Raw genomic sequence first — 249 nt, 5'->3', positions numbered from 1 at the left:
AGCGCCTGCACGAGCTGGGCGAGCTGGGGCTTGTAGTCCTGCGCCGGCTCGATCTTTTCGAGCTGGTCGAAAGCCGCTTCCAGCCCGCGCCGCATCACGGTCATTTCCGCGCCGATCTGCGCGCCCTGCGTCTCGATCGTGCGCCGGAGCGCGTCGAACGCGGCGGCCGGGTCGCCGGCGTCCTCGTCCAGTGCTTCCGGCTCGATTCCTTCCCTGTCGTCGTCCAGCTCCGCCATATTCTCCGTGCCT

General features: G+C 68.7%; 1 protein-coding gene. It reads right to left on the bottom strand.

Annotated features, from left to right (window positions below):
* The coding region (locus tag HBA93_RS22455) for a DUF6118 family protein (protein WP_221724712.1) at nucleotides 1–236 on the bottom strand (236 nt) is incomplete at its 3' end.
* Between the last annotated feature and the right edge of the window lie 13 nt (nucleotides 237–249).

The organism is Ochrobactrum sp. SFR4 (assembly GCF_019730395.1).
GTDB lineage: Bacteria > Pseudomonadota > Alphaproteobacteria > Rhizobiales > Rhizobiaceae > Pseudochrobactrum.
This window is presented reverse-complemented; position numbering and strand designations above follow the sequence as displayed.